The sequence below is a fragment of the Herbaspirillum lusitanum P6-12 genome (assembly GCF_000256565.1).
GTDB classification, from domain to species: Bacteria; Pseudomonadota; Gammaproteobacteria; order Burkholderiales; family Burkholderiaceae_D; genus Herbaspirillum; species Herbaspirillum lusitanum.
Window position 1 is genome coordinate 1 of the sequence record NZ_AJHH01000068.1, and the last position, 707, is coordinate 707.

The following is a 707-nucleotide window of genomic DNA, read 5'->3' on the forward strand; positions in this document are numbered from 1 at the left end:
CCGCTCCGAAGAGCGGCTTTCAGTTCGTCCCCGCCGACGCGGAAACAATAAGGTACGGCTGTTTTTATCGTTTATGACTTGTTTGCAAGCACTTATTGCTTGGCGACTGCTGCCGGCAGATGACGGCCATGGAATTTCACGTAGATAGCATCCAGCTTGCCGTTGCGGTGGTTGGTCAGGACCCAGTTGTTGATCCATTCCTTCAGGCGCGGCTGGTTCTGGTTGAAGGCGATGCCGAGGTCGAAGTCCTTTTGCGCGAATTTCAGTTCCAGGTTCTTGCCTGGTGCGCGCTTGATCATTTCGCCCAGGTTGGACGGTGTGCTGGAGAAGATCTCGACCTGGCCGGTCACCATCGAGGTGATCAGCGTGGCGTCGTCTTCATAGCGAACGATTTCGGCGCCTTTGGCTTGCGCCGTGGTCAGCGTGTCGTTGACGGTAGCGCGGGTCAGACCGATGCGCTTGCCGTTGAGGTCGTTGTAGTCCTTGATCTGGATGTTCTTCGGACCGCCGACGATGATGGTGATGACGGCGTAAGGCACGGAGAAGTCCACCACCTTGGCGCGCTCAGGCGTGATCGACAAGTCGGCGATGACGACGTCGGCGCGGTTGGCTTGCAAGGTCGGAATGCGGGCGGCGTTGGTGACCGGCACGATTTCCAGCTTGACGCCCAGGTCCTTGGCGAATTGCTCGGCGGTTTCGACGTCGGG

Annotated in this window: 1 protein-coding gene; it reads right to left on the reverse strand. The window is 58.7% G+C overall.

The genetic code is table 11. The features are described from left to right. Positions 1-92: 92 nt before the first annotated feature. A partial coding sequence (locus HLUSI_RS0102500) for a transporter substrate-binding domain-containing protein (RefSeq protein WP_016832473.1) occupies positions 93-707 on the reverse strand: 615 nt, incomplete at its 5' end.